The organism is Mesorhizobium sp. WSM4829 (assembly GCF_055811475.1).
The window spans coordinates 1-23,017 of the sequence record NZ_JBVVQJ010000037.1 but is presented as its reverse complement, the minus strand read 5'-3'; the positions used below and the strand labels follow the sequence as shown (position 1 = coordinate 23,017).

The 23,017-nt window shown below is 59.4% G+C and carries 19 protein-coding genes and 1 pseudogene; 10 read left to right on the top strand and 10 right to left on the bottom strand.

Annotated elements, in window-relative coordinates:
- Nucleotides 1–78: 78 nt before the first annotated feature.
- Nucleotides 79–987 carry a hydrogen peroxide-inducible genes activator gene (locus tag AC0L17_RS27320; protein ID WP_023800368.1) on the bottom strand — a complete coding sequence of 303 codons (909 nt, stop codon included), beginning with the start codon at nt 985–987 and terminating at the stop codon, nt 79–81.
- Nucleotides 988–1,167: 180 nt separating this feature from the next.
- Here AC0L17_RS27320 and katG point away from each other — a divergent pair, with 180 nt between their 5' ends.
- Entirely contained in the window at nt 1,168–3,363 is a 2,196-nt protein-coding gene (gene katG / locus AC0L17_RS27315; RefSeq protein WP_473518083.1) for a catalase/peroxidase HPI, read from the top strand.
- Nucleotides 3,364–3,569: 206 nt separating this feature from the next.
- Here the strand turns inward: katG and AC0L17_RS27310 are convergent, their stop codons facing one another.
- The gene (locus AC0L17_RS27310; RefSeq protein ID WP_027152432.1) at nt 3,570–4,247 is read right to left on the bottom strand and encodes an MIP/aquaporin family protein; all 678 of its coding nucleotides are present in this window, start codon (nt 4,245–4,247) and stop codon (nt 3,570–3,572) included.
- Between the two features lie 289 nt (nt 4,248–4,536).
- Between AC0L17_RS27310 and AC0L17_RS27305 the strand changes: the two genes are divergently transcribed.
- The 5 genes and pseudogenes from AC0L17_RS27305 (at nt 4,537) to AC0L17_RS27285 (ending at nt 9,912) form a co-directional block, all read left to right on the top strand.
- Nucleotides 4,537–5,823, top strand: coding sequence for an RsmB/NOP family class I SAM-dependent RNA methyltransferase (locus AC0L17_RS27305; protein WP_473518082.1), 1,287 nt, complete (start codon nt 4,537–4,539; stop codon nt 5,821–5,823).
- Between the two features lie 96 nt (nt 5,824–5,919).
- Complete coding sequence (locus AC0L17_RS27300) at nt 5,920–6,378, top strand: PaaI family thioesterase (protein ID WP_473518081.1); 459 nt, start codon at nt 5,920–5,922, stop codon at nt 6,376–6,378.
- Nucleotides 6,379–6,382: 4 nt separating this feature from the next.
- Nucleotides 6,383–7,045, top strand: coding sequence for a 5'-methylthioadenosine/S-adenosylhomocysteine nucleosidase (locus tag AC0L17_RS27295; RefSeq protein ID WP_091597450.1), 663 nt, complete (start codon nt 6,383–6,385; stop codon nt 7,043–7,045).
- Nucleotides 7,046–7,101: 56 nt separating this feature from the next.
- The gene (gene guaA, locus AC0L17_RS27290) at nt 7,102–8,679 is read left to right on the top strand and encodes a glutamine-hydrolyzing GMP synthase (protein WP_287219789.1); all 1,578 of its coding nucleotides are present in this window, start codon (nt 7,102–7,104) and stop codon (nt 8,677–8,679) included.
- Nucleotides 8,680–8,995: 316 nt separating this feature from the next.
- Nucleotides 8,996–9,912: pseudogene (locus AC0L17_RS27285) on the top strand (tyrosine-type recombinase/integrase).
- On the opposite strand, the gene AC0L17_RS27280 reads toward AC0L17_RS27285, so the two are convergent.
- Nucleotides 9,893–10,246, bottom strand: a complete 354-nt coding sequence (locus AC0L17_RS27280) for a helix-turn-helix transcriptional regulator (RefSeq protein WP_473518080.1) — start codon at nt 10,244–10,246, stop codon at nt 9,893–9,895. The pseudogene AC0L17_RS27285 and the gene AC0L17_RS27280 overlap by 20 nt on opposite strands.
- Nucleotides 10,247–10,666: 420 nt before the next feature.
- On the opposite strand from AC0L17_RS27280, the gene AC0L17_RS27275 reads away from it, so the two are divergent.
- On the top strand, nt 10,667–10,981 hold the full coding sequence (locus AC0L17_RS27275) for a hypothetical protein (protein ID WP_473518079.1): 315 nt from the start codon (nt 10,667–10,669) through the stop codon (nt 10,979–10,981).
- Between the two features lie 680 nt (nt 10,982–11,661).
- Nucleotides 11,662–12,009: a hypothetical protein gene (locus tag AC0L17_RS27270; protein WP_473518078.1), complete on the top strand. Its 348-nt coding sequence runs from the start codon at nt 11,662–11,664 to the stop codon at nt 12,007–12,009.
- A 499-nt stretch (nt 12,010–12,508) separates the two neighbouring features.
- Here AC0L17_RS27270 and AC0L17_RS27265 read toward each other — a convergent pair whose 3' ends face one another.
- The 7 genes from AC0L17_RS27265 to AC0L17_RS27235 all read right to left on the bottom strand — a co-directional run bounded on the left by AC0L17_RS27265 (nt 12,509) and on the right by AC0L17_RS27235 (nt 20,141).
- Nucleotides 12,509–13,357: a HEPN/Toprim-associated domain-containing protein gene (locus AC0L17_RS27265; protein WP_473518077.1), complete on the bottom strand. Its 849-nt coding sequence runs from the start codon at nt 13,355–13,357 to the stop codon at nt 12,509–12,511.
- A gap of 253 nt (nt 13,358–13,610) precedes the next feature.
- Nucleotides 13,611–14,447, bottom strand: coding sequence for a hypothetical protein (locus AC0L17_RS27260; RefSeq protein ID WP_473518076.1), 837 nt, complete (start codon nt 14,445–14,447; stop codon nt 13,611–13,613).
- A gap of 1 nt (nt 14,448) precedes the next feature.
- Nucleotides 14,449–14,997, bottom strand: coding sequence for a hypothetical protein (locus AC0L17_RS27255; RefSeq protein ID WP_473518075.1), 549 nt, complete (start codon nt 14,995–14,997; stop codon nt 14,449–14,451).
- 70 nt (nt 14,998–15,067) lie between these two features.
- Entirely contained in the window at nt 15,068–15,985 is a 918-nt protein-coding gene (locus tag AC0L17_RS27250) for an endonuclease/exonuclease/phosphatase family protein (protein WP_473518074.1), read from the bottom strand.
- Between the two features lie 98 nt (nt 15,986–16,083).
- Nucleotides 16,084–17,427 carry an MBL fold metallo-hydrolase gene (locus tag AC0L17_RS27245; RefSeq protein ID WP_473518073.1) on the bottom strand — a complete coding sequence of 448 codons (1,344 nt, stop codon included), beginning with the start codon at nt 17,425–17,427 and terminating at the stop codon, nt 16,084–16,086.
- Complete coding sequence (locus tag AC0L17_RS27240; RefSeq protein WP_473518072.1) at nt 17,409–19,241, bottom strand: gluzincin family metallopeptidase; 1,833 nt, start codon at nt 19,239–19,241, stop codon at nt 17,409–17,411. The genes AC0L17_RS27245 and AC0L17_RS27240 overlap by 19 nt, the downstream gene beginning before the upstream one ends.
- A 60-nt stretch (nt 19,242–19,301) precedes the next feature.
- Nucleotides 19,302–20,141: a S1/P1 nuclease gene (locus AC0L17_RS27235; protein WP_473518070.1), complete on the bottom strand. Its 840-nt coding sequence runs from the start codon at nt 20,139–20,141 to the stop codon at nt 19,302–19,304.
- Nucleotides 20,142–20,459: 318 nt separating this feature from the next.
- Between AC0L17_RS27235 and AC0L17_RS27230 the strand changes: the two genes are divergently transcribed.
- Both AC0L17_RS27230 and AC0L17_RS27225 read left to right on the top strand, forming a co-directional pair.
- A complete protein-coding gene (locus AC0L17_RS27230; RefSeq protein WP_473518069.1) occupies nt 20,460–20,759 on the top strand; it encodes a hypothetical protein in 300 nt (99 codons plus the stop codon).
- A gap of 11 nt (nt 20,760–20,770) precedes the next feature.
- A complete protein-coding gene (locus AC0L17_RS27225) occupies nt 20,771–21,982 on the top strand; it encodes a hypothetical protein (RefSeq protein WP_473518068.1) in 1,212 nt (403 codons plus the stop codon).
- Nucleotides 21,983–23,017: the final 1,035 nt, after the last annotated feature.

The window sequence follows — 23,017 nt, the reverse complement described above, 5'->3', positions numbered from 1 at the left end:
TTCTGGCCTCCATAACGAATGTAGGACTGCTGCGCGGCATGCCAAGGCGGTCGGACCCTCTGGCCGACATCCCCACCCTCACGCCGCCAGCACCGCCTCGTCCAGGCCGCGGATGATCTTGGCCAGTTCGACGCATTCGTCATGCCGGACCTTGTTGCGCCGCCAGGCGAGGCAGATCGTGCGCTGCGGCATCGGCTCCTGGAACGGCACGATCTTCAAATCGCGCATGGCGCTGGCCGGCCCTGCCGCCATTTCCGGGATAAGCGTGACGCCGAGCCCGTGCGCCACCATCTGCAGCAGCGTCGTCAGGCTGGTCGCGCCATAGCTCGCCATTGCCACCGGCCGCACGCTGCCGCAGACGGCAAGCGCCTGTTCACGCAGGCAGTGGCCTTCCTCCAGCAGCATCAGCCTTTCCAATGCCGGGCTTTCCGGCGGCACCGGCGGCGAGGCGAATGCGGGATCGCCGGCCGGCACGGCAAGGAAGAACCGGTCGGAGAAAAGCGGCTCGGTGATCAGCCCGGGCTGATCGAGGGGAAGGGCCGCGATGAAGGCGTCGAGCTTTCCCAGCGCGGTGTCCTCGACCAGCGAGGCGGTCACCGCTTCACGCAATTCGAGCTGCAAGGCCGGGAAATGCCGTTTTAGTTCCGGCAGCACATGCGGCAGCAGATAGGGCGCCACCGTCGGGATGATGCCGAGCCGGAAGCGCCCTTCCATGGCGGGGCGGCCGCGCCGAGCCGTGGTCTCGATCTCGCGGATGTCGGCAAGAATGCGCTCGATGCGTGGCAGCATGGCCAATGCCTCGTCGGTCATCCGCACCGATTTGCCGCCGCGCTCGAACAGCCGGCAATTCAGCCGCAACTCCATTTCTGCAATCTGCGACGACAGCGCCGGCTGGCTGACGCCGGCCAGTTTCGCGGCACGGCCGAAATGCAGCGTCTGCGCCAGTGCCTCGAAATACTGCATCTGCCGGACGGTGAGACCTATCATAAGAAAATCCTATCGCAACAAACAGGAAAGGCAATTTGTTTTTATCGGCAATGCGGCCTAGTCTGGAACCATTCCAGAATGGCGTGGCTCAGGGCCTGTCCGGAAAATCAACAAATCCCCGGAAGATCAACAATCCCGGAAAACGACAAATCCCGGAAAATTCAGAAATTGGAGAGAACGATGGACGCAAAGACCGATGACACCAGCGCCGGAAAATGCCCGGTCGTGCACACAACTATCGCCAGGGCCAACCGTGACTGGTGGCCGAACCAGCTGAATGTGCAGGTACTCCACCAGCAATCCGCACTGTCCGATCCAATGGGCGAGGCGTTCGATTACGCCAAGGAGTTCAAAAGTCTCGATCTGAACGCCGTGATCAAGGACCTGCATGCGCTGATGACGGACTCGCAGGAGTGGTGGCCGGCCGACTTTGGCCATTACGGGCCGCTGTTCATCCGCATGGCCTGGCACAGCGCCGGCACCTACCGCATCGGCGACGGCCGTGGCGGTGCCGGAGCCGGCCAGCAGCGCTTCGCGCCGCTCAACAGCTGGCCGGACAACGTCAATCTCGACAAGGCTCGCCGGCTGCTGTGGCCGATCAAGCAGAAATACGGCCGCAAGATCTCCTGGGCCGACCTGATGATTCTCACCGGCAACGTCGCCCTGGAATCGATGGGCTTCAAGACCTTCGGTTTTGCCGGCGGGCGCGCCGATGTCTGGGAGCCCGAACAGGACATTTATTGGGGCCCCGAAGGCAAATGGCTGGCCGACGAGCGCTATAGCGGCGAACGCGATCTGCAAAACCCTCTCGCCGCCGTGCAGATGGGTCTGATCTACGTCAACCCGGAAGGGCCGAACGGCAATCCGGATCCTTTGGCCGCGGCACACGATATCCGCGAGACCTTTGCGCGCATGGCCATGAACGATGAGGAGACCGTCGCGCTCATCGCCGGCGGCCACACCTTCGGCAAGACCCACGGCGCCGGCGATGCGACGCTGGTTGGCCCCGAGCCGGAAGCAGCCGGCATCGAAGAGCAGGGCCTCGGCTGGGCGAGCACTTTTGGCACCGGCAAAGGCGGTGACGCGATCGGCAGCGGCCTGGAAGTGACGTGGACGACGACGCCGACGAAATGGGGCAACAACTTCTTCGACAATTTGTTCGGCTTCGAATGGGAGTTGACCAAGAGCCCGGCCGGCGCACACCAGTGGACGCCGAAGGGCGGCGCCGGCGCAGACACCGTGCCCGATGCCCACAACCCGGCAAAGCGTCACGCGCCTTCGATGCTGACCACCGACCTCGCTCTGCGGTTCGATCCTGCCTACGAAAAGATCTCGCGGCGCTTCCATCAGTATCCGGACCAGTTCGCCGATGCCTTCGCCCGCGCGTGGTACAAGCTGACCCACCGCGACATGGGCCCGATCGTGCGCTATCTTGGCCCGCTCGTGCCCAAGGAAGAGCTGCCGTGGCAGGATCCTATCCCTGCCGTCGATCATGTGCTGGTCGATGAGCTGGACGTGGCCGCCCTGAAGTCAAAAATCCTCGCCTCCGGCCTTTCGGTGCCGCAGCTGGTCTCGACGGCCTGGGCGTCCGCCTCGACCTTCCGTGGTTCCGACAAGCGCGGTGGCGCCAACGGCGCGCGCATTCGCCTGGCGCCGCAGAAGGACTGGGACGTCAACCAGCCGGCTCAGCTGGCGAAGGTGCTGGAGAAGCTCGAAGCGATCCGCAAGGAGTTCAATGCTTCGCAGTCCGGCGACAAGAAAGTCTCGCTTGCCGACCTGATCGTCATTGGCGGCGGCGCCGCAATCGAAAAGGCCGCGAAGGACGCCGGCAACGACGTGAAGGTTCCTTTCACGCCGGGTCGCATGGATGCCTCCCAGGAGCAGACCGACGTCGACTCCTTCGCCCCGCTCGAACCGACCGCCGACGGTTTCCGCAACTATCTCAGCGGCCCGCAGCGTTTGTCGCCCGAGGAGGCGCTGGTCGACCGGGCGCAATTGCTGACGCTGACGGCGCCGGAGATGACAGTCCTCGTCGGCGGCCTGCGCGTGCTCGGCGCAAATGCCGAGCAGTCAACGCACGGCGTCTTCACCAAGCGGCCTGAGACGCTGACCAACGACTTCTTCGTCAACCTGCTCGACATGGGAACGGTGTGGAAGTCGACATCGGAGGCCAAGGAATTGTTCGAAGGACGCGATCGGACGACAGGCGAGCTCAAGTGGAGCGGCACCCGCGTCGACCTCATCTTCGGTTCGCATTCCCAGCTGCGCGCCCTGGCGGAAGTCTATGCGACCGCGGACGCGGAGGAGAAATTTGCCAACGACTTCGTGGCGGCGTGGAACAAGGTGATGAACGCCGATCGCTTCGAACTTGCCTGATCCAGGAGCATGATCCCGAAAAGTGGAATCCGGTTTTCGGAAAAGATCACACTCAAAAAAAAAGCTAGAGCCCCATCCCGGTTCCATCGGGATGGGGCTCTAGCGCCAAGGCCCGGAGCGGGTAGCGTCCCGCCTGGATAAGTTTTCGAACCTCAAACAAAAAGGCGCGGGCCGGGTCCCGCGCCTTTTTGTCAGACCAAAGCCTGTCAGTCCTTCTCGAAGATACGGGTCTTGGCGACCACGCCGGCGATGGCGCCGCCGATCAGCGGTGCGACGATGAACAGCCAGAGCTGGCCGATCGCCGCACTTCCCGAAAACAGCGCCGGGCCGATCGAGCGGGCCGGATTGAGCGACGTGCCGGTCACCGGAATGATGGCGAAGTGCAGTCCTGCCAGCGTCAGGCCGATGACGAGGCCGGCAAAGGCCGTCGCGTGGCTGCCGCTGGTGACGCCGAGGATGACCGTGACAAAGGTGAAGGTTCCGATCAGTTCCCACAAGAGCGCCGAGCTGACACCCCACTTCGTCGCATCCCAGCCGTTGGCGCCGAAGCCGCCGGTATGGCCGCCGACCTGCCCGGAGACGATGATCCACAGCGCCAGCGACGCAATGATGGCGCCGATGACCTGCGCGATCCAGTAGGGGATGACGTCCTTGGCCTCCATTCGGCCGGCGAGGAACACGCCGAGCGTCACCGCCGGGTTGAGATGCGCACCCGAGATCGGGCCGATCGCATAAGCCGCCGCGATCAGGCCGATGCCGAATGCCAGACCGATGCCTTCCTGGCCGAGCGGCAGCGCGCCGCCGAAGCCGCCCGTCACCACCGAAGCCGTGCCGATGAACACCAGTAGAAATGTGCCTAGAACTTCCGCCAGGTAAGTCTTCATTGCCCTCTCCTTGTAATTTCCCGCCGATCCGCTTGCAGTTCTTGGCGAATCACGCAGCGGAAGACTATCGCAACTTCAAAAGTTTGAAAGCATAGCAATGCGAGGGTCGCTGATATCAAGAGAGCTGCGTTTGATCTGGCGTTCTCACGGGGAGAGGGTCAGGGTGAGGGTGCAGCGCAAACCTGAAGCGAGCGCCCTCTGCCCGCAAGACTCTCCCCGCTTGTGTGCGCCGGTCGCGCGCTTTAGAGCAGGACCCCGGAATTGATTTGCTGAGTAACGGAATAACAAGATGCGACTGGGCGGACGGCTGGCAGCAGCCATCGAAGTGCTGGAGGATATCGGCCGGCGGCACCGGCCGGTCGCCGATGCGCTGAAGGATTGGGGCCTGTCGCACCGCTTCGCAGGCGGCGGCGATCGCGCCGCGATCGGCAACATCGTCTACGACGCGCTGCGGCGAAAGCGCTCGGCCGGCTGGCTGTTGGGCGAAGATACGCCGCGCGCCATCGGTTTTGGCGCGCTGCTGCTCGAATGGAACCAGACGGCGCAGTCGTTGAACGAAGCGCTCGACGGTGACAAGTTTGCGCCGCCGCTGTTGAACGACGATGAGTTGAAGGCGGTTGCCGGCCGCCGGCTCGACGATGCGCCGCCGGCGGTGCGCGCCGATATTCCGGATTGGTGCGAACCGCTTTTCGAGCAGGCCTTCGGTGCCAGCTGGGTCGATGAAGGTGCGGCGCTGGCGACCCGCCCGCCACTCGACCTCAGGGTCAACACGCTGAAGGCCGATCGCAACAAGGTGCTCGCCGAACTGGCCGAGACCGGCGCCAAGGCTGCACGAATTGCGCCGCACGGCATCCGCATCCCGCCGATCGCGGGCGACGGCAGGCACCCGAACGTGCAGGCCGAACCGGCCTTCCAGAAAGGCTGGTTCGAGGTTCAGGACGAAGGCTCGCAGATTGCCGCCACGCTGGCTGGCGCCGAGGCCGGGATGCAGGTTCTCGACTTTTGCGCCGGAGCCGGCGGCAAGACGCTGGCCTTGTCGGCGGCGATGGACAATCGCGGCCAGGTGTTTGCCCATGATTCCGAAAAAGCGCGGCTGGCGCCGATCTTCGACCGCATCCGCCGCTCGGAAAACCGCAACGTGCAAATCGTCACCAAGCCGACGGAACTAAGCCCCCTCGCGGGCCACATGGACATCGTCGTGGTCGACGCGCCCTGCACCGGCAGCGGCACCTGGCGGCGCCGGCCCGATGCCAAATGGCGGCTGACGCAGAAGCAGCTCGATGCGCGCAAGGGCGAGCAATCGGCGATCCTCGATGTCGCCAAGACCTTCGTCAAACCGGGCGGGCTGCTGGTCTACATCACCTGCTCGGTGTTCGACGAGGAGAATGGCGAGCAGGTCGCTGCCTTCAGGGATCGGAACAGCGGCTTTGTCCCGGTCGATCACCGCCAGCTCTGGGACAGCCGCTTTCCGGGCCACGAGGCGGCAGCGCGTATCGGCGCAGGCGGCATTGCGCTGTCGCCGGCGTTGAGCGGTACCGATGGGTTTTATGTCTGCGCACTGCGCAAGGGTGGCTGAACCTTGCCGGCGGGCCGATTGCTGCACTGCAGCAATAGCGATTGCCTGCCGCTCATACCTCTGCAATAAGCTTTTCTGACAGGAGCGTGACAAGCTATGGCAGCAGAGATCGTACCCGCCCCCAATTATGAGGATCGTGTCAGGACGTCCTTCGCGCGCCAGAACGCCATGATGACGATCGGCGCCGAGCTGACGTTGGTGACGCCCGGCATCATCGAGATCGAGATGCCCTATTCAACGGCGCTGACCCAGCAGCATGGCTTTCTTCATGCCGGCGTCATTTCGACGGCGCTGGACTCGGCCTGCGGCTATGCCGCGTTCTCGCTGATGCCGGAAAGCTCCAGTGTGCTGACCATCGAATTCAAGGTCAATCTGCTGGCGCCGGGCCGGGGCGAGCGTTTTCTGTTCCGCGGCTCGGTGACCAAGCCCGGCCGCACCATCATCGTCGCCGACGGCCAGGCCTATGCCTTCGCCGTCGACGGCGAGGCCAAGCTGATCGCCACCATGACTGGAACGATGATGACGGTGGTCGGGCGCGATGGCATTGAAGGCTGATCCGATGCGCAAGGCCGTCAGAATTGCCGGCAGGGACGTCCTTTTCGTGATGGCGGCGCAGGCCGAATACGGGCCGCATCTGCAGCGGCTGTTCACGCCTGTCATGACAGGGGTGGGGCCGGTCGAAGCGGGTGTCAGGCTGGGCGCGGAACTGTCATGGCTCAAATCTGAAAAGGCGCTGCCGGATCTCGTCGTCTCGCTCGGTTCGGCCGGCAGCCGGACACTGGAACAGACGGAAATCTACCAAGCCGTTTCGGTCGCCTACCGCGACATCGACGCCTCGCCATTGGGCTTCGAGAAGGGCGCGACGCCGTTTCTCGACCTGCCGGTGACGGTGCCGCTGCCGTTCAGGATTCCAGGCATAAGGGAGGCGACGCTGTCGACCGGCGCGGCGATCATCTCCGGCAGCGCCTATGATGCGATTGGCGAGGACATGGTCGATATGGAGACCTTCGCCTGCCTGCGTGCCTGCCAATTGTTCGGCGTGCCGCTCGTCGGCCTGCGCGGCATTTCCGACGGGGCTGCCGATCTCAGGCATGTCGGCGACTGGAAGGAGTATCTCCATGTCATCGACGAGAGGCTGGCGGACGCGGTGACGCGGCTGGAACAGGCGATTGGCTCCGGTGCGCTGCAATTTGGACCATCCCGTGACGCGGAAACGGAGTGACAGAGACGCCTTCGCAACCCATTGCGCCGACTCGTTTCTTTCTCTAAACGCTCGCCATGAAGATAGCCAATCGTCCCGACACCGTCCTGCCCGACACCGTCCTGATTGTCGATTTCGGCAGCCAGTTCACGCAGCTCATCGCCAGGCGCATCCGCGAGGCCGGCGTCTTTTCCGAGATCGTGCCGTTCCAGTCGGCCGAAGCGGCGTTCAGGCGCATCAATCCGAAGGCGGTGATCCTCTCCGGCGGCCCGGCCTCGACCGGCGACATCGGCAGCCCGCGCGCGCCGCAGATTGTCTTCGACGCCGGCGTGCCGGTGCTCGGCATCTGCTATGGCCAGATGGCCATGTGCGTGCAGATGGGCGGCGTCGCCGAAAGCTCCGACCATCGCGAATTCGGCCGTGCCTTCGTCGAGATCCAGAAGGACAGCCCGCTGTTCGAGGGCCTGTGGGCGCCCGGTCAGCGCCATCAGGTGTGGATGAGCCATGGCGACCGCGTCATCTCGCTGCCCAAGGGATTCGAGGTGTTCGGCAAATCGGAAGGCTCGCCCTTCGCCATCTTCGGCAATGTCGAGCGCAAGATGTACGGCATCATGTTCCACCCCGAAGTGGTGCACACGCCGGACGGCGCCCGGCTGCTGCAAAACTTCGTCCACAAGATCGCCGGCATCGAAGGCGACTGGACGATGCGCGCCTACCGCGAGCACGCGGTCGAGACGATCCGCAAGCAGGTCGGCAAGGGCAAGGTCATCTGCGCGCTTTCGGGCGGCGTCGATTCCTCGGTCGCAGCACTCCTGATCCACGAGGCGGTCGGCGACCAGCTCACCTGCATCCTTGTCGACCACGGGCTGATGCGCAAGGACGAGGCATCAGGCGTGGTCGAGATGTTTCGCCAGCACTACAATCTGCCGCTCATCCTGGTTGACGCCTCGGACCGCTTTATCGGCGCGCTCGAGGGCGAGTCGGATCCGGAAAAGAAGCGCAAGACCATTGGCCGGCTGTTCATCGAGGTGTTCGAGGAAGAGGCCGAGAAACTCGGCGGCGCCGATTTCCTGGCGCAGGGCACGCTCTATCCCGACGTCATCGAAAGCGTCTCCTTCACCGGCGGCCCGTCGGTGACGATCAAGTCGCACCACAATGTCGGCGGCCTGCCCGAGCGCATGAACATGCAACTGGTCGAGCCGCTGCGCGAACTGTTCAAGGACGAGGTCAGGGTGCTCGGCAAGGAGCTCGGCCTGCCCGACAGCTTCGTCGGCCGGCACCCGTTTCCCGGACCCGGTCTTGCCATCCGCTGCCCGGGCGGCATCACCCGCGAAAAGCTGGAGATCCTGCGCGAGGCCGATGCCATCTATCTCGACGAGATCCGCAAGGCCGGCCTCTATGACGCCATCTGGCAGGCCTTCGCCGTGCTGCTGCCGGTGCAGACCGTCGGCGTCATGGGCGACGGCCGCACCTATGAATTCGTCTGCGCGCTGCGCGCCGTCACCTCGGTCGACGGCATGACGGCGGATTTCTACCACTACGACATGGCGTTCCTCGGCGCCGCCGCCACCCGCATCATCAACGAGGTGCGCGGCATCAACCGCGTCGTCTACGACGTGACGAGCAAGCCGCCGGGCACTATTGAATGGGAATAAAGCTCGGTCGTTCGCCAGCATTTGGTGGCTATCGGCGGCATACAGCTAACTAATTGAGCTGCAATCGTTTTTCTCTCTTTGCCTATCGCTGACTATCGCTCACAAGCGGAATCATTTGGCGGTAAGCCTGACGGTATCCCTTCTCTCATCATCCTCCCTTGAAGCTAGTACCGTCACGACCTCGCTTCCTAGTACGTTAGCTAATCTCTAGGTAAGCAATTGAATTTTCGACGATATGGTCGGGCCTTGACGGTAAAATCGATGACGGTAAAATCTGGCGCTGGATATGTGGAAACGCGCTTGGATTGTCCTCGCCATGCTCACTGACATTGCACTTAAGAAGCTGAAACCAAAAGACAAAATATACAAGGTCGCTGATCGTGACGGTATGTACGCCACGGTGTCCCCCGCAGGGCAGATCTCGTTCCGATACGACGAGAGACAGTCACGCTGGGTCGCTATGGTGAGGGCGGCATCTCGCTAGCAGAGGCGCGCGACCGCTGCATTGCCGCTCGAAAAATGGTGGCAGCAGGACAATCGCCGGCGCATGAAAAGCAGCGTGAAAAGCGGCGCCTGTCTGCAATGGCCACCTTCGGCGATGCCGGCGGGGGGTGGTTTAAGGAGGCCAAGATGGCGGATAGCACACGCTCAATGCGCAAAGCCATCTTCGATCGAGACATCTTGCCGATTTGGGACAAAAGGCTCCTCACAGAAATAACAGCTGACGACTTGCGGGCGCTCTGCGCAAAGGTGCGCGACCGCGGCGCGCCGGCAACAGCCATTCATGTCCGGGATATTGTTAAGCAGATCTATGGTCATGCCATTCTGCACGGCGAGAAAATTCCCAATCCAGCGGACGAGGTAGGACCGGCCTCGATTGCCACGTTCGAGGCAAAAGACCGAGCATTGTCCCCCGCAGAAATCCGAATCATGCTGAACGAGTTGGAAAATGTGCCAACGTTGCCGACTATACGGCTCGGCCTAAAGCTGACCCTGCTTACGATGGTTCGGAAGGGTGAGCTGCTGGACGCGACGTGGGACGAGGTCGATTTTGAGAACGCTGTTTGGAGCATTCCCAAAGAGCGAATGAAACGGAAAAAGCCGCATGAGCCGCAGCGTCGTCATATGCTGCAGGAATGGGCGGACATGGTTGAGGCATGGGCGGCAGGCAAGAAGCACAAGCCCGTACTCCAGCCGGCTGCTGGGGCGGCGATCATCCTCGATCCGATTTGACAGGTCTCGTCTTCCGCGACCGCACGTCTGGACCTGGGGCAATTTCGATCGCGCCGGCAGACGATGCGCTTCGCCTTGCCTGTACCCAGGCTTCGACCTCCGCCAGATCCCAAACAACACAGCGGGGGGTTAGATTGAAGCGTCGTGGGAACTCGCCACGCTGTTCCATCTCATAAATGGTCGTGTCCGATAAGGGGACGATTTCTCGCAATTGTGACCGGCGGACAGTTCGCACGACTTGTCGTGCCTGAATGTGCGGCAAGACGGGGAGGGACCGGTCTTCTGGTATGCTTCGGCAGCTTTCGGGTTGAATAGGCTTCTGCCATTTGACCATGTGTATGACCGGGAAGACTCCTTGGGAGCGAATGATCGCGTGTCTGCCCCAATTCCGATATAGCTCTCAATTACGACCACATCGACGTCTTTGACCAGCAGGCGGACCTCATCAAAGGGGAGCATTCCCTAGCGGAACCTCAGGCCTGTTTCTCAAGCATTCTGATTTTTGGGAAGGCGGAATTTCCGGTCAGTGGGTCAGGGTTCGTCGGCGCGCAGACATTCGAGTCTCTTGCTCCTCCGGCAAATGCTGGAGTATTCGACTTAGAGAGCGTCTTTACGACTTGACGGCTACGATCACACCATCGGGCGCCTACGCGAGCGTTCTGAGCAATGGAGTACCCCCGAGGCTGGGTTAGCTGCTCTGCATATCGCGACCGTTGCTGCCGTTCTTGCGCGTCCTGACCACCGGTTGAGTTTCTTGAAGATGTCTTCGCTGTCCTGCGCTATCGATGGGGGTATCCTTACGGGAGCGATGCGACGCTTCCCCGTCGACCATGGGACCGTTCCCCTATGGGACGTGCGCACGCTGCTCGATGACGATTTCAAATTTGATCCGGCGACTGTTCAGCAGGCCAGTCAGGTCGCCGAGCTTGTCACTCGCGTCCTAGTAGGTGGCGAGAGCTGGATGACGATCAGCCTTCAATCGAGGAATAGTGACGCGATCGATTTCGTTGAGCCGCACGAGGATCATGTCACAGCGACGCTGCGCGCTCGAATGGGAATCAAGCACTGACGCGCGGTGGGCGGCGAATGAAAGACCATCCTCGGTTTTCCGGATGACAATGCTAGCCGCGGCAGCAGCGTAGAGGGCATGGGTGGCCTGTCGACAGCTGGCTAGGAGCGATAGGCCTCTGCTCGGCCACGCGTCGATAACACGCTCGTCAAATCTATTGCCCGCGCCTATCGCTGGCAGCAGATGCTGAAGCAGGGCGCCTACGGAAGCGCCGAGGATATCGCCAAGGCAGAGAAAATCAGCGCCTCATACGTCAATCGTCTCTTGCAACTGACGCTGCTTTCTCCGGCATTCGTCGAGACGGTCCTTGACGGGCACCAACTAGCCACGATTACCACGCTGATCTACTTCAGCCCGTGCCGGCGCAATGGCACGCACAAAGGGCGCTGCTATGTTAGGTCCGCTTTGCGCCCAATAACGGCCAGTGAGCAGGAAGCTGGCGGAATCCCAAAAGCAGACGTCCGCAGAATGGAGCAGCGGCACTTTTGCAAGGAGCACCTGCTTGTCTGTCGTTGTGGCTCATGCCTAGTTAGCTAGATCCAGTTGCAGAACCACGTGGCAAGGGGCGCTTCGCTGCGCGCGCCATGTCGCATCCTCACCGGCGAATGAACTGCGGTTGAAGAGAGCGAAACGTCGGCGCATACAAGTTTAAGGATGGTTGGCGTCCGCATAGGTGCACAATGGTCGACTACCGCAACAAGGCCAGAGACTACGCAAGGACGGCAAAGATCGAGCTTGAATCGGGCGATGACGCCCGGTTGCGTTATGCTGCGCTTGACCTGCGGTTAGTCATTGAGGCCGTGACGTATGATCGTGCAACCGCGTACAAAAAAGAGCTTCCGCCGAAGGAATATGAAACGTGGCAGCCCAAGAAGCTGATGGCTGTCCTGCTGGAAATTGATCCGACAGCTGATAAAGACAGCACGATCCGGGTCGGCGCCTGGAATTGCGCGAAATGCGATGGGCAGAATGTTCTAGGTCTTGGCGTTCGATACAATCCGCCCGGAGTCCCGAAAACAAGCGTTTAGCCTAACAGGGCCAAACCAGACACAACCTCCGCGCCGACGGCCGTAACGGTATCCAAAAAGGCATTCCGGTAGTAGGTCGTTGTCGTGAATTGACATCTACCCTTGCAACTTCGAAGCGACACTGTTGTCGCTTACCAAACCCGGGCGCTGTGTACTGACGGTCTCATCGGTATCGGCGGAGCCGCGAATCTGTGCTAGTCTAGGGGTAGTCTTCAGAAATGTATCCCGCTGGCGGCTCTTCTCCGAATCCTTTTGATCGATCGCGCCGTGATACTCGCCGACTTTGGGATCGTAGTTGGTCCATCGGATACGACAGCCTGCCAGGAGTTTCAGATAGCACTCGATGGCAGCCGCCCTGCCGTTATTGTCAGCAAGATGCTCGCCGTTAGGGCCAATAGTTGGGAAGCTCCTGAACTCCTCAAGGTCAGGAAGTTTTACCGCCTTTATGTTGGGTAGCTTTGACAGTTCCTTCAGCGAGCCGACGCCGGCGGCGTCATTGTCAAAGATTGCGAGGACACCCCCCGGTCAACCCGATGCTGTCCAGGCCCTTCATGAAATTCAGCAGATTGCCATGTCCACCGAAGGGGTAGTTCTTCTCCATGTCCACATAGCCAAAAAAGTCAGCGACCTCGGGACGTAGGATTTTGAAAGCATGCCGGATAATGTCGGTGTCGCTGGTGCCTTCCGTGACCAACAGGTAGTCCTGAGCGTCAGAGCCGACAGTAAAATCCTTCCGCTCGAAATAACCGCTGTCCACCACGTCTATGAAGTCCCAGACCACCATTAAGTCCAGGTTTTCCGGTCTCTCAGCCAGCACACGCAGGATGTCGTAAGGGCGAAGCCTCTCAAGTAGGCTGGATATGTCCCAGCCTGGGAGCACCATGAATCGTTGTTGGTAGGATGACCCCTGCAGCCGCTCTTGGTATTCAATAGGAAGGATGCCTTCGCCGTCCTGTCCTGCCTCGAATTCGGCGATAGAATCGAGATCGGCATTGCGGACGAGAGCTAGGGTCTCTTCGAAAGTGACGTCGTGCGGCTCATCATGGGTGACGTAAGGGTTCGCAAACCTGCGCTCGATTGCTGGCAGAGTTGATCCCAGCAGCTCTAGGCGGGTGACAATCGAGCGGAGTGGAGCTTGAAACACCTCTACATGTGTGACTTCACTCGCCAGCGTAGTTCCGCTCGACGATAGCACCGTCCGATTCGAGGAAAATCGAATGGTGCGTGGTCGTGTTGAAATTCCCGCTCGATTCCAGCTGGAACTTCCCGATATGAAAGTCCGAGTAAGTCCCCATCCTCGCTCAGCCCCCAGCCGCTTTTTTTCCGGTGGTCGGCTAGTTGATCCCATAGGCCAAGCACAATTGGGAGCGATCAGGCGGCGCCCTCGTGCCAAGCGGCCGCATCAGCGCGCTTGGACTGCCCCTGGATCGCAGCGATCGCGAGTGTGAGCACCCCGCTCGGCAAGCCGGTCCTATGAACAAGCTTTGCAGTTTCGAGCTTCAGTCCTGTTCTGTCGCTTTGTTCAATCGCGTCCTGCATGTAGGAAACCACCCAGTCAGGTACACTGCCGACGCTGCCTAAGCCACAGTCCAGTTAGGCTGCTAAGGCGGCGAGGGCGCATTTAGGTCTTCCCGCGCTTTCTCATAGCTGTCGAGCAACGCCTGCGATTCGGGAGTGGCACTGATTGCGTGATTGATGAGTAGCAATCGATATTCGAGATTCGGGTGAGACTGCCCATGATCCCAGAATATTCGGGGATCTCCAAGGGACCGGCATCCGAAACAGTCGAGTGTCGCCTCGCTTGAGATCACGAATGAGAGGCTGCTCAGGAACATAATCGCCTCGGTGGTGCCGAAATAGAGGTCGTAGTTATCGATCGGCGGATTGCCATTTCCGAGTCGGCCAAATTCCCGTTTCAGGATTGTCGCAACATAGTTGTCGGCGTCGCGCTCCCGCGCTTTCGCCTCGGTCTCGTCGTTGTTTGGCACGGCATCGTCTGTTGCCGGAAGGAACGCACCGTAGTGCTTGTTCGCGATATGACCCAACTCATGCAGCAGCAGGAACACGAGCATCGAAATCTGCTTGTCCTGCATGAGTACATTGTCTTTTGACAGAACCGCGAAGTTGCGCTCGAAATGCACGCCGCTGATCACAATCGCCCTGCAGCCTGCGGGTACTTCTGCGACGACCGGCCTGGCTTGATCCGGCCTGATGTGATGGACGGGAATGCCATCGCTGTCCGCGCTACCTTCCATCGTGTTTGAGAAAAAGAGTACGAGTTCTGAATCGCGCACGGCCGCGTTGACAATGTCGATCGCCCGTTCGATCTGGGCATCTGTCAGCTTCGTGCTCCGCAGGGCAAAATCACAGCCGGCGACGGCGTTGCCGACGCTCAGAATCAGCGCCAACGAGGCGAATGACAGCAGTGGTACAGGCATTTCATGCCTTGCACCGGTTCGCGAACCGGAGAAGGTCATCAAGGTATTGGCGCGCCGCCTGCGCGTCGGTTTCATCTCTGACCGAACTGAGCGTTTTCGCGGCCTCCTGTTCAATGTTGTCTACGCAGGCGAAACGGCTGTCGGCGACGCCATTCAGATAAGTTGCACCTGATGTCGAGACGGCAGCAGCTGCGCCGAGCAAACCGATAGCAAGGGTCATGAGGGTGCTGGCCCGCGGTCCCCATTGGATTGCCTTCTGCAAGCCAGCGAGAATCGTCGTTGCGGCTCCGAACACGACGACCAGCATCAATAGCCATTGTGCCCAGGATTTGGTCTCAATGGTCGCCTGATTCACACTGGTCGCGATGGCATTGGCTTCGCTGATGGCTTTGTTGATTTCATCCGGTGGCAGCGGGAGGGCGCCGTCGAAACCCGATCCGATTCGCGTGAAATCGCCGACGATGCGAAGGGCCTCCGGCGTCAGGGCGAACGTGACAAGGAGGCCTATCGCGAGAATGGCAATGCCTATCGCAACGAGTGTCTGCCCCATGCCCCCTCCACGTCGATCAACCAACATACACCGCCTTGCACTCAGGCGATGAGAGCCGACTTCTTCACGACTACGTTCCGCTCACAGCAGCCGCAACTTCGGAGCCTGCAAAATCATCGTCTCGACGCACCACGATCGAGGTTTTCACCAAATAGTGGTCAGAAAGATACTTATCATGCGCCAAGGGGCTTGCCGATCTCAGAATATACTGGCGACTAAACCGGAATGTTTTCCTCTCGGCTCCGCGCGGGATAAAGATGCGGTCGAACGGCGCATCATTGCCGATCGCGTACGTCGGAATGTCGTCTTCATTCAAGTCTTCGAAGCCGCTCTCAATGAAAGCCTGGATCGCCCCTTCGTCACGCCTCTTGCAGTTGGTGTCACCGAGGACGATGATATCGCGCTCATCGAAGGCATCGCCAATTACGGCTATCTGAGCCATTAACTCGCGCGCCTCATGGTATCGCGTGCGCATCACGACGTGGCGTTGCCCGACGTTCGACTTCATGTGAAGCGGTATCACCACGAAATCCGTCAGCTGTATGGCTGCGTCTTCACCCGGTCGCGCCGCAAACTTCACCGCATGCGGATGTCTGTCCCAAAGCGAGAGTCTGTCTCCATTGTCGTCCACTGCCTGGTTCGACACGTTGACTCGCAGCGTTTCGCCGACTTTTGTCACACGGGCCGTGTTCCAGGCGATGCCGCAAAGCTGGCTTCGATCGCTCGAATCACGATTCGCGAAGATTTCGTACTCCCAATGATTGCCAGTATGCTCCTCGACGAGATCCAAGGACGATCTAAGGAACCTGTTTCCAAGCTGGCCGCCCGGTGCGAAATCATCTGTGATATAGAGTTCCTGCAGCGCTAGAATGCTGACGCCGGAGAGTTCGATGTGCTCGGCGATGGCGTACTGGTTGTTAGGCGAATCGTCCACTCGGCCGAAATGTTCGATATTCCAACTGCCGATATGTATGTATCTTGGTTTCATGTGACCCTCCCTTTGCTAAACGACCATTCATGTCATGCGAGGAACTGCCAACGCACTATTGCTGCGGCGCCGCGTATTCGAAGTCGATGCTCGAGCGATCACGCCGCGTCGATTTCGATATCCACATACGTCTTGCCGCTGAGGATGCACTCGAGATCCGTTCGCGGTGGTTGCGCTTCCATGAGCCATCGCTCCTCCCGTTCCGCGTAATGCGGCAGGTTGGCGGCGCCGGCCGCCCCGAGGTTATTCAGATACCTTCGAGAATTGCCGACGCGCTTGCCCAACTCGACAAGAAGCTCTGAGCGCGGGATGCTGGGATACGAATTCCCGCGTGCGGTTGATACGAGCGCTTTCGCGGTTGGCTGCTCTCCATCGGCGGGGAGGGGAAGGATCGCATTCAGGATCCTGGCAGGCTCGCTTTCGCCATTCCCGCTGCTGGACCAAGGCGTCGAGTTCTCGCTGCCGTGATGGCCGATCTTGAGGAAATCGATCGGCTTGGCCAGAAGTTCGGGGCGCTTGTTCCACATTGTGTTCCAGGAGCCGTTTTTCTGCCCAACGCGGAATGTATTGGACCATTCGGCATCGCCGACGAACAGGAGGCGTCGTCCTTTCCATTCGATCAGCAAAACGACACTGGTGTTGTTGATGACTTTGTCGTTTTCCTGCGTGAACGCGAACAGTCCTGACATCATCCGCGATCGCAGACGCCGGAAATCGGAACCGCTTATGCTATCCGGTCGAGCCTGGGGCTCATCACTGAGCGGTCGCAGAGCACCTGTCGTTTCAGCAAAGGCGTGAACGATCTCCGCCCCTTCATCACCGAGATAATAGCGGTCGATATTCTCTTCGGGCCCGAGAACCTTGAGAGTGGCGCCCTGCAGGGTCTCAATCGCCAAGTCGTCTGCGGTCATCTCGGCATGGACGTATTTGGGCTCAATCAAGTTTCGGGTCGGAAGCGTGGTTCGCAATGCCTCCATCGCGCCATCATTGCCGAGCTCATAGAGGGCAACGAGGCCCTGGAGCTCAGGACTCAGGGATAGATTCCTTGCGGCAAGATTGCGCATAGCCCGCGTCGCAAGTTGGTTGAGGGCAAACGCGTGTTCGGCTTGAGGATGCTCGGCGTTCATTGCCACGCTCATCCAGATGTTTTCGACTTTGATACCGTCAAAATCCTCAGGGTCGAACCCTTTGATGTGGTCGGCATGTTCATGTGTCACGACCAGAAGGTCGAGCCGAACCCGGCCATCGCCGGCGTCTGGCAAGATCTCTTTCAGATTTGCAATCGCATGCTTGAGTAGCGCCGCCTGGCCCTTTGAGCCGCAGTCGATGAGGATGTGGAAATCGTCGGCCGCGCCGTCCTTCTGACGCGCCTTGGGAATTCGGCAATAGATGCAATCGCCGACCTCGACATCGTAGGCGCGGACTAGGAGCTTATCTGCCACTGCACATCTCCCATTTCATCGTCGCGATCGTCATGAAGACCGGTATGCGGGGCGAGGTGAAAGCGCACCGTGCCATCGATCACCCGCGAACTGAGAGGGGCTATGCTTTTCTCGAGCAACCCAGCCTCGCCGCCAATCGGATTGTGGATTCTGCCGGCCGCAATCCGACGCGCCAACGCCGAGAGGAAAGCCGCCCTGCGTTTTCGCCCTTCATCAATCTCATCGTCGACGTCCTGGCCTGTACCAAGCTGTGGACCTGTGCCTGGTTTCCGGGCCCAGTGAAGAACGTTGCCGTTTTCATCAAGCGCGATCGTGCCGCCGCACAGCAGACTGGTGGTTTGGCCTGCATAGGCGCCGAATTCAGCACCGTTGAGCTCGACATCCTCCCGCCAGACATATTGGACGAGGACCTGCTTCGGCTGTCGGCGCCCATCGACGGTGAACTTCTGGGCGGTCGTGACCTCAGGAAGAACAATGTCTGCCGTGTACGGAATAAGCAGCGACATACGGTTGTCGTCGAGAAACCGATAGGCGTACGCCCGCGAATTCGCGATGGTTTCGACATCGTGAAATATGTCGACAGGAAGACGCCGGAACGTGACCTTTGCCCGGCTTAGTTCTTCCCGCTCCGCCTCGTCGATCAATCCTCGGTGGATAAACGCGTCGAGCATCATCGCTCGCTGACCGTCCGCATCGCTCGGATTGGCTATCTCCTCAGCTCGAAGGATGGCGAGCGCATAATCCCTGAAAGTGACGTCTACGGGCGGCAGTAGATCGAGGGGTTGTACCGCAACATTTTGCATCCGTCGTACAGTGTATGAAAACGCCTGTGCGACCGTGAATTTCTTGACATCGATATAATATCGCGACAGTTGTCGGAGGACGTCGAATATAGTTCCGGTCAGCACCTCCGACATGAAGTGTTGCGACTGGCTGTCTTTCACCGAAGCGAAGGTCTGCGGGTTTAGAGCGCTACGCAGGTAAGGCCGGTCCTTCACCTGTCGGCCGAATTCGTCGGCGATGCTGGACAACGCACTCTCGCTGTCGAGGTCGCCCTCTGTTTTCGCGACGAGTTGAGCACGGAAGGCGTTATTGCGGAAGGCGATCAAGATGGCGGCCATGTCGCCCATGAACTCGTGAAATCCCGCAGTCTCGGGCAGCACGGACTCGTTATAATAGGGACGTAGACCATCGAGCACGGCATGGCCGAACTCGTGGTTGATGATGTCAGCTGAAAGGCAGGTAAAAACGCGGCCGGCAGGTCGGTCAAAGTAGTAGAACTGGAGCGACTTGCTCTCGCGATCGTAGTAGGCGTTTTCGCCGTATCCAGCGTGGGGGACAACGATCAGCCGATTGCCCTCGAAACCCCAGCGAATTGGCCGTCCCAAGCCGAACCCGTTCTCGAAATAATCGAGTCCGTTCTGCAACGTCGCCCAGACATTGACCTGGTGAAACTGAGGCGTATTCAGCTTGTTCCGGTTTACCTGATCGCCATCCTCGTCGAGAAAAACGCTTCGTCGAGGATCCCATTTCGCCGGCACGGCGAGGGACTCGGTGCCACCGTCATAATCGACGACCACGAAGCGTGCACTGGTTGGACCATCGCCGAGCCCCGGCTCCCAAGGCACCAGAAATCCATCCGCGAAATCGAAGCTTTGGTCCGACGCGGTGATGGCCGGGTCCTGGAAATAGACATCGAACGGGATGCGCAGGTTCAGCTCTGCCTGCACGTCCCGCTGCACGTATCGGCGCGCCGCGTACAGCTGCCTTCGAGCCTCCGGCGAAATGGACAATCCCTGCGTCGCTGTTGGCATGTCACCTCCCGCGCCGGAGTCCTTCCGGCCACCTCACAAACGCTTCGTGACGGCGTCTACTCAGTCACTAGGTAGGCAGCTGCTGGTCGAGAAAGCCCTGTTGAGAAGTTCCGCCAATCGAAGGCCCGCGGTTCCCAGCTGCTGGTCGATCAGAGGAAGATTCTCATTCCGATAAGCATCATCCAGCACGATGTTATTCGGCACGCTGGCGATCAGTCTGACTGCGATGCAGTGGCTCTCGTTGGCCCAGTCGGTCGTTGTACCGGCAGAAACGGTAGCGACGTCAGCGGTCCTGAGCCAACCGGTTTCGAGGCGTTCGACGTAGCTACCGCATGACCAGGCGGTCTTGTCGATCAGAGCAGCGTCCCAAGCTGAGTGCAGGTTTGTGTTGAACGGCAGGTCTCCATTCATCCCCAATTGGGTGGCTATCGTGACATCGATCTCGTTTCCGCCGCGTTCGTCCTTGATCGCGTGCAACGGTCGGCGGAGATCTCCGATGAGGTGAACCAGGAACTTTAACGCCCGCTGCCGCTGTTCCATCGGTGCAGTGGCACAAGTCACCAGCACGAGTTCCCGGTCGATCGCTGCGATGATGCAATCCTCCAGCGCCGGGTCAGGTGTGCAGTCGCGAGCCGCGTCATAGTCCGTGGCTGCGGATGGTATTTCGACAAAATGCCAGCGGCTGGTTGTCCTGTCTCTGGCGCGTTCGTCATCGGCCCATCTGCTAACCGAAGCGAGTGACCCACCTTGTCCTAATTGGGCAGCTACGCCTGTACTCGCTGCCCCATTGAGACAGTGCTGCGCAATTTCCGCCACAATTGAATGGCCGGACGTTCCCCAAGCATAAGCAGCATGTGTAGCAGAAAACGCCAAAAACGCAGTCAGTATGAATTTGCGCATAACCATACCCACACACCTGTTACATTACCGTCCTTTTTCATGACAGATGCAAGACAGCGAGACGCCAATGTTATGATGATCTCGCGCTCGCCGCCACCCACTTGACTTCCTGAGAGAAGTGTAATTTGAATAATAAACGGGTTGTTTGGGAAGAAGCAAGAAAATCCGAACCGTATCGTGTGCGGCGCAGAAGCGCGGGCACTCGCTCTTTAATATCGGTGAAGCAACATGACCTCGGCCTTCGTTGCGGCAGGGCACGGGAACGCCTACGAACGTCGAAAGGCACGTATTAATGTTACGCTGATTTGAGGCAACGCGATGAGCAAGCAGGTCAAACGTCAACTTCTAATCGTCGATCTTAAACGGGCAGTTGCGGCGTTCTATTACAATGACCGAGATCGGTGGCAAAAAGTCAGATTTGAACATTCAACGTCTAGATATTTTCCAGGGGGTTCTCCGGCGGTCGAAGCGTTTGGCCCCTATGTCAATGGACAGCCTAGATTTTCTGGGGACGGCATGGATATCGTCGGAGCCGATGTAAGATACTGCGATAGCATTGGGAAAATATACGCCGCGATAAAGAAAAATTACGAGGGAAACGGCTGGATCGTTGTTTGAGGGGGTCGCGGATGCATCGGGTTTTTTCTGCCTTATTGGGTATTCCGCTTTACCTATTCGCAGCACCCGCGCTAGCAATCACCTCCTTTTCTGAGGCTGACCTCAAGCCTTACGATCTGAACGGCAATGGCTCGATTGACCCGGGCGGTGAGCAAACGCTGCTCCTTCAACACCTAAGGAACCCTGTGCTGCGCGCTTATGATAAGGCGCCAATGAATGGCAGGCTTGAGCCGGGCGAGGTGGCTGATATTGTGGCAAACAAGGTCCCCGAGCTTCCTTCGGCTGTGTCGGAGGATCTGACGGACGAGATAGCGACGGATCTCGATTACGGGAAATCACGTCAGATTTCTTATTTGGCAAAGCCGGTGACGCAACCGCCGGCAGATCAAAAAGATCAGAAGTTGTTCCTACGCAGCGAGCGCATCAATGCGAGTGTGTACGAGAAAAAGCTGGGCCGAGCCGCATCGGAAGGCGCAAAATTCGACGTACGTTATAACCCTGATAGGGGCGTGTCCGATATCAGCTTGAGTGGCGCTTTGAGCTACGTGATTCGAGATATCGATCCGGATCGCAGCGACTATAGGCCGGGACACAGTTTTGTGTCAGGTTATGGGTTTATGCCGTTTATTGAATACGACTGGCGGAAGAAATCGGACACAGAGCAAGCTGAGCGGAGCAAACTGATCGGCGGCGTCTCCATGGAAACAGTCGTCTATGATGGACCGATTTTCGGCACCCAGGTCCTTCAGTTTAATCCGTCATACCAGACGGACTTCGATTTCGACGCGCAGATCTATAGCGGTCAGGTTGCGTGGCAGCCCTACAGCGTCCCGCTCGGTCTCGGCAGTTATCTCCTAGCAGTTCCGGGGGTCTGGTTTACTTGGAGCGCAACCGCTGACATCGATTACCGATACGTCCAAGATCCCGGGCTCACGGACCTCGTTGCCGGCGACGAATACTTATGGGTAGGGGGAAATCTTCAAACGAAGATAAAAATAGCGCCGACGGAGGCGCTTGAAGACAAGCTGTTCGCCACGGCGAAAGTTGTTTACCATCGAGACGTTTTGAGCGGTGCTGAAGCGATGCTCTATGGAGCTGGCCTATCCTACAACTTGGATGTCCAAGGCCTGAGCGCGCTCAATCTGACTTACCAAAAGGGGGAAGATTACCAGACAGGTCAGGATACCGACGAGGTGCGTTTCGGGATTGGGATCAAGTATTGATCGCTCTGACGTGGGCGGACGTGCGATCCAAAGGATTCGGGTACTCTCCGCTCCGACGCGACCCCCCCCAGCTCGCACGCTATGCCGGGCCGATGCTGGATTCTGACCCGGGGTCGAAACTAAGGTTCGACTTGTTCAAGATTAACACCAGCTGGTTTCAGCTACTATTTGTGCTCGGCTCGAAAAGTCGCATAAAAGGCAGTGCGGAACTCGGGGTCGCCTCATCACACCCTGTCCACAGAGAAGATCTGACCCCCTTCAATACACTTTCCTTCGCGACCGCCCAGCGGCAGGCCGTGACCCTACGCTCGGGGAATAGCAGCTTTGCGCCCCCTCTCGGACATTTAAAACCGCCGGTGCTTTCCTAGTAGCTGACGGTCCGCCCCTTGCTTAGCGACGGCTAATCCGTTTGCTACGGACCACGGACGCGAGCATTTATCCCCGAGACTATCCGAGATCTTCCGGTTGCGCGCCTCCACCATGACCGATTGCAGACGCCGGGGCCGACGGAAGGCTCCATGGAAAAAGTGTTGGACAACGCGGAGCGACTGGAGTGGGCTCAAACCTTCGGGTTCGGCCAGTACCGGTTGCTGAATTTACTCAGAGCTCAACGCTAGCTTAGCGATCCTCAACTCCGACACGGATTGTCTGGCGTCGCCCTCATCGTGCCAAAAGGCGAAGCGCAATCACTCGGAAGGTTCTGAAACATTGTAGGTCAGAATACATGCGAAGTCCTCCACGATCTGGTCGCGAGAAGGCCGTGCAGACGCTCGGAAAGTGCATGTACAGCTTGACCGTATCTGGATACACGATCGGGTGTCGGGGACCGATCAATTTCAATCATCACTCGCTACCAAGGGCCACATTTGTGAATAGAAGCGTCGATGCCGTACTGCGTTATTGGCGCACTTCTTTGGCTGACGGAGCCCTGGGAGAGGGCAAGTTCAGCCAACGGGATCGGTCGTGTCCCACCGCGTGGTGTAGATCGGCGGCAGCGAAGCCGCTCGCGAGCGCGCCCTCAACAGCGCTGTAGCG

What these genes read in the sequence shown, in the direction of transcription:
- AC0L17_RS27310 (WP_027152432.1), bottom strand. Translation starts at nt 4,247, where the DNA reads ATGAAGACTTACCTGGCGGAAGTTCTAGGCACATTTCTACTGGTGTTC.
- AC0L17_RS27240 (WP_473518072.1), bottom strand. Translation starts at nt 19,241, where the DNA reads ATGCCAACAGCGACGCAGGGATTGTCCATTTCGCCGGAGGCTCGAAGG.
- AC0L17_RS27320 (WP_023800368.1), bottom strand. Translation starts at nt 987, where the DNA reads ATGATAGGTCTCACCGTCCGGCAGATGCAGTATTTCGAGGCACTGGCG.
- AC0L17_RS27230 (WP_473518069.1), top strand. Translation starts at nt 20,460, where the DNA reads ATGAGCAAGCAGGTCAAACGTCAACTTCTAATCGTCGATCTTAAACGG.
- AC0L17_RS27250 (WP_473518074.1), bottom strand. Translation starts at nt 15,985, where the DNA reads ATGAAACCAAGATACATACATATCGGCAGTTGGAATATCGAACATTTC.
- katG (WP_473518083.1), top strand. Translation starts at nt 1,168, where the DNA reads ATGGACGCAAAGACCGATGACACCAGCGCCGGAAAATGCCCGGTCGTG.
- AC0L17_RS27265 (WP_473518077.1), bottom strand. Translation starts at nt 13,357, where the DNA reads ATGGGATCAACTAGCCGACCACCGGAAAAAAAGCGGCTGGGGGCTGAG.
- AC0L17_RS27270 (WP_473518078.1), top strand. Translation starts at nt 11,662, where the DNA reads ATGGTCGACTACCGCAACAAGGCCAGAGACTACGCAAGGACGGCAAAG.
- AC0L17_RS27255 (WP_473518075.1), bottom strand. Translation starts at nt 14,997, where the DNA reads ATGGGGCAGACACTCGTTGCGATAGGCATTGCCATTCTCGCGATAGGC.
- AC0L17_RS27235 (WP_473518070.1), bottom strand. Translation starts at nt 20,141, where the DNA reads ATGCGCAAATTCATACTGACTGCGTTTTTGGCGTTTTCTGCTACACAT.
- AC0L17_RS27300 (WP_473518081.1), top strand. Translation starts at nt 5,920, where the DNA reads ATGGCAGCAGAGATCGTACCCGCCCCCAATTATGAGGATCGTGTCAGG.
- guaA (WP_287219789.1), top strand. Translation starts at nt 7,102, where the DNA reads ATGAAGATAGCCAATCGTCCCGACACCGTCCTGCCCGACACCGTCCTG.
- AC0L17_RS27305 (WP_473518082.1), top strand. Translation starts at nt 4,537, where the DNA reads ATGCGACTGGGCGGACGGCTGGCAGCAGCCATCGAAGTGCTGGAGGAT.
- AC0L17_RS27295 (WP_091597450.1), top strand. Translation starts at nt 6,383, where the DNA reads ATGCGCAAGGCCGTCAGAATTGCCGGCAGGGACGTCCTTTTCGTGATG.
- AC0L17_RS27260 (WP_473518076.1), bottom strand. Translation starts at nt 14,447, where the DNA reads ATGCCTGTACCACTGCTGTCATTCGCCTCGTTGGCGCTGATTCTGAGC.
- AC0L17_RS27280 (WP_473518080.1), bottom strand. Translation starts at nt 10,246, where the DNA reads ATGGTCAAATGGCAGAAGCCTATTCAACCCGAAAGCTGCCGAAGCATA.
- AC0L17_RS27225 (WP_473518068.1), top strand. Translation starts at nt 20,771, where the DNA reads ATGCATCGGGTTTTTTCTGCCTTATTGGGTATTCCGCTTTACCTATTC.